Genomic DNA, 4,118 nt, shown 5'->3' with positions numbered 1-4,118 from the left:
GTATCCCGCGCAGGAAGAGGCGCTCATCGAGGTCGTGTCGGGCGCGAACGTGATCCTCTCGACTCCGACGGGGTCGGGGAAGAGCCTGGTGGCGGCCGGGGCGCTGTTCGCGGCGCTGGGCCGGGACCGGGTGGGCTTCTACACGGCGCCGATCAAGGCGCTGGTGTCGGAGAAGTTCTTCGACCTGTGCGAGATGTTCGGGCGCGAGAACGTCGGGATGATGACCGGCGACGCGAGCGTGAACGCGGACGCGCCGATCGTGTGCTGCACGGCGGAGGTCCTCGCCAACATCGCGCTCCGGGACGGGGCCGACGCCGACATCGGCGTCGTGGTGATGGACGAGTTCCACTTCTACGCCGAGCCCGAGCGGGGGTGGGCCTGGCAGATCCCGCTGCTGGAGCTGCCGCAGACCCAGTTCCTGCTGATGTCGGCGACGCTGGGGGACGTCTCGTTCTTCCAGAAGGACCTGGCCCGGCGGACGGGGCGGCAGACCGCGGTGGTGACGTCGGCGGAGCGGCCCGTCCCGCTGATCTACGACTACCGGGTGACGCCGCTGCACGAGACGATCGAGGAGCTGCTGGCCGAGCAGAAGGCGCCGGTGTACCTGGTGCACTTCACGCAGGCGGCGGCGATCGAGCGGGCGCAGTCGCTGATGAGCATCAACGTGTGCACGAAGGCGGAGAAGGCCCGGATCGCGGAGCTGATCGGCAACTTCCGGTTCACCACGAAGTTCGGGCGGAACCTGTCGCGGTTCGTCCGGCACGGGATCGGGGTGCACCACGCGGGCATGCTGCCGAAGTACCGGCGGCTGGTGGAGAAGCTCGCGCAGGCCGGGCTGCTGAAGGTCATCTGCGGGACCGACACCCTGGGCGTGGGCGTCAACGTGCCGATCAGGACCGTGGTCTTCACGGCGCTGAGCAAGTACGACGGGCAGCGGGTGCGGCGGCTGCGGGCGCGGGAGTTCCACCAGATCGCCGGGCGGGCCGGCCGTGCCGGGTTCGACACGGTCGGGTTCGTCGTCGCGCAGGCGCCCGAGCACGTGGTGGAGAACGAGAAGGCCCTGGCCAAGGCGGGGGACGACCCGAAGAAGCGGCGGAAGGTCCAGCGCAAGAAGGCGCCCGAGGGGTTCGTCGGGTGGGACGAGGACGTCTTCGCCAAGCTGCAGGAGGCCGAGCCGGAGATGCTCCGGTCGCGGTTCCAGGTCAGCCACGCGATGCTGCTGTCGGTGATCGCGCGTCCGGGCAACGCGTTCCAGGCGATGAAGCGGCTGCTGACCGACAACCACGAGGAGCCCGCCGCGCGGCGCAGGCACATCTCCCGGGCGATCGCGATCTACCGGTCGCTGCTGGCGGGCGGCGTGGTCGAGGTCCTGCCCGAGCCCGACGACATGGGGCGGTACGCGCGGGTCACCGTGGACCTCCAGGAGGACTTCGCGCTCAACCAGGCGCTGTCGACGTTCGCGCTGGCCACGTTCGAGATCCTGGACCCGGCGTCGCCGTCGTACGCGCTGGACGTCCTGTCGGTCATCGAGGCGACGCTGGAGGACCCGCGGCAGATCATCGCCGCGCAGATCAACAGGGCGCGCGGCGAGGCCGTCGCGGAGATGAAGGCCGAGGGCATCGAGTACGAGGAGCGCATGGAGCTGCTCCAGGACGTCGACCACCCCAAGCCCCTGGAGGAGGAGCTCGACGCCGCGTACGAGATCTACCGGGCCGGGCACCCGTGGGTGGGGGACCATCCGCTGCGCCCCAAGTCGGTCGTGCGCGACATGTACGAGCGCGCGATGACGTTCACCGAGTACATCGCGTTCTACGAGCTGGCCCGGGGCGAGGGCCTCGTCCTGCGGTACCTGTCGGGGGCCTACAAGGCGCTGCAGCAGACCGTCCCGGAGTCGATCAAGACCGATGACCTGATCGACCTCATCGAGTGGCTGGGGGAGCTGGTCCGGCAGGTCGACTCCAGCCTGCTGGACGAGTGGGAGCAGCTCGCGAACCCGTCCGACGAGGAGGTGGACGAGCCGATCGAGGAGCGGGTCACGAAGGTGACCGCGAACACGCGGGCGTTCCGCGTCCTGGTGCGCAACGCCATGTTCCGCCGCGTGGAGCTGGCCGCGCTGGAGAAGTACGGCGAGCTGGGCGAGTTGGACCCGGACTTCGGTGCCGCCGCGTGGTCCGAGGCCATGGACGGGTACTTCGCCGAGCACGACGAGCTGTTCACCGGGGCCGACGCGCGCGGTCCGAAGCTGCTCCAGATCGAGGAGGTCCCGCAGGACGCGCTGTGGCGGGTCCGGCAGGTCTTCGACGATCCTGAGGGGCATCACGACTGGGGCGTCAGCGCCGAGGTCGACCTGGCGGGATCGGACCAGGAGGGCGAGGCGGTCATCCGCGTGACCGGCGTCGACCGGATGTGACACAGGGAGGAACGGCATGGTGCACATCGCTGTGGCGCAGTTCGCGCCCGGGGTGAACAAGGACGAGAACCTGGCGGCCATCGGCAAGCTCACCGGCGAGGCGGCCGGGCGCGGCGCGAAGGTCGTCGTGTTCCCCGAGTTCGCCATGTTCACCGCGCCGAAGATGGACGAGCGGTTCGTCGACTCCGCCGAGCCCCTCGACGGCCCGTTCGCCGGCGGGCTCGCGGAGCTGGCGCGGCGGCACGGCGTCCACGTCGTCGCGGGCCTGAACGAGCGGCTCGACGAGCCGGGCCGCATCTCCAACACGCTCGTCGCCCTGGGACCGGGTGGCGACACTCTCGCCGAGTACCGCAAGATCCACCTGTACGACGCGTTCGGGTACAAGGAGTCGGCGCTGGTCCGGCACGGCGAGATCGCGGACCCGGAGACGTTCACCGTCGAGGGCGTCACGTTCGGCATGCAGACCTGCTACGACGTCCGCTTCCCCGAGGTGACGCGGCGGATCGTGGACGCGGGGGCCGACGTCCTCGCCCTGCCCGCCGCCTGGGTGCCGGGGCCGCTGAAGGAGGACCACTGGCGGACGCTGGCCCGCGCCCGCGCCATCGAGAACACGATCTACGTGGCCGCGGCCGGGCAGTGCGCCCCGACCGGCGCCGGGAACAGCATGATCATCGACCCCATGGGCGTGGTCGTCTCCGGCCTGGGGGAGAGCCCCGGCGTCGTGCCGGGGGAGGTCTCGCCCGAGCGCGTCGCCGAGGTCCGCGAGAAGAACCCGGCGCTCGGGCTGCGCCGCTTCGGGATCACCGTCGCCGAGTAGCGGTTGTATCGAGGTGGCAACGGTCGGCGCGATTCTCCGTGTCGAGGCGGGCGCTTAGCGTGACGATCGGGGGGTGCGCCTTTCCTCCCACCTCCCGCCGTCCGGGTTCACCCGCGGGGAGCCGATCCCGCCCGCCCGCCTGCGCCGGTTCCGGCCGTCCCGCCTGGCCGTCGCCGCCGGCCTCGCCGTCGCCGGGCTGGCCTTCGCCGCCGGCTACGCGACGCTGCCCGCGGCTCCGGCCCGGACGGTGACGCCCGACGCCGCCACGCCGTCCGCCGAAACGTCCGCCGAAACGTCCGCCATGCCGTCCGCCGCGCCGTCCGCCACCCGGTCCGCGCCGCCGCCCGTCACGACGCCTCCACGGGAACGGCAGGACGACGCGGCACCCGCGAGCCGCCATGTGACGCGCAAGGAGCCGTCCCGCCGGGGGCGGGCCGTCGCCCCGCGCACGCACAGGCCGCGGACGCCCCGTCCCGGCCCGGCGACCCGGCCGCGGGCCCCGCGCCACACGCGCCCGGCGGCCCCGTCGTGGATCACCGCGGAGTGCCGCCGCCGCTTCCCGGACGACCCGCGCCGCAGGTCGGCCTGTGCCGCGGCCCTCGCCGACGCGTTCGGGAGCTGATCGGCATCGGTGCGAACTCCCGGGCCTCACCGGGAGTCGTACACGATCATGAACGCGAATACCGACATCGTAGGCATGGCCCTCATAGACGCCTTCGCGCAGCGGGGGTACCAGGCCCGGCTGACCGCTCCCGGTGCCCTCGCCGTGACCCTCAGGGACGGCTCGCAGGCGCAGGCGGACATCACCGAATGGCGGCAGCACGCCGGGCGGAACGCGCGTGCCGCGCTTCCCGGCATCGCCGCCCAGTACGCCGACCAGGCTGTCTCTTA

At 72.0% G+C, this 4,118-nt stretch carries 4 protein-coding genes; all 4 read left to right on the top strand.

Annotated features, from left to right (window positions below; genetic code table 11):
- Positions 1-2,410 (top strand): DEAD/DEAH box helicase (locus tag E1281_RS38155; RefSeq protein ID WP_131884569.1); only part of this gene is annotated, 2,410 nt, incomplete at its 5' end.
- Positions 2,411-2,426: 16 nt separating this feature from the next.
- The gene (locus tag E1281_RS38150; protein WP_131884568.1) at positions 2,427-3,227 is read left to right on the top strand and encodes a carbon-nitrogen hydrolase family protein; all 801 of its coding nucleotides are present in this window, start codon (positions 2,427-2,429) and stop codon (positions 3,225-3,227) included.
- 73 nt (positions 3,228-3,300) lie between these two features.
- Positions 3,301-3,849 carry a hypothetical protein gene (locus E1281_RS38145; RefSeq protein ID WP_131884567.1) on the top strand — a complete coding sequence of 183 codons (549 nt, stop codon included), beginning with the start codon at positions 3,301-3,303 and terminating at the stop codon, positions 3,847-3,849.
- Positions 3,850-3,924: 75 nt separating this feature from the next.
- A partial coding sequence (locus tag E1281_RS38140) for a hypothetical protein (RefSeq protein ID WP_131884566.1) occupies positions 3,925-4,118 on the top strand: 194 nt, incomplete at its 3' end.

Source organism: Actinomadura sp. KC345, from assembly GCF_004348515.1.
Taxonomy (GTDB): domain Bacteria; phylum Actinomycetota; class Actinomycetes; order Streptosporangiales; family Streptosporangiaceae; genus Spirillospora.
The sequence above is the reverse complement of the archived record's forward strand: the minus strand, read 5'-3'. Positions and strand labels throughout refer to the sequence as shown.

Excerpts from the sequence above, each read along its gene's own strand:
- E1281_RS38150 (WP_131884568.1), top strand. The coding sequence starts at position 2,427 with ATGGTGCACATCGCTGTGGCGCAGTTCGCGCCCGGGGTGAACAAGGAC.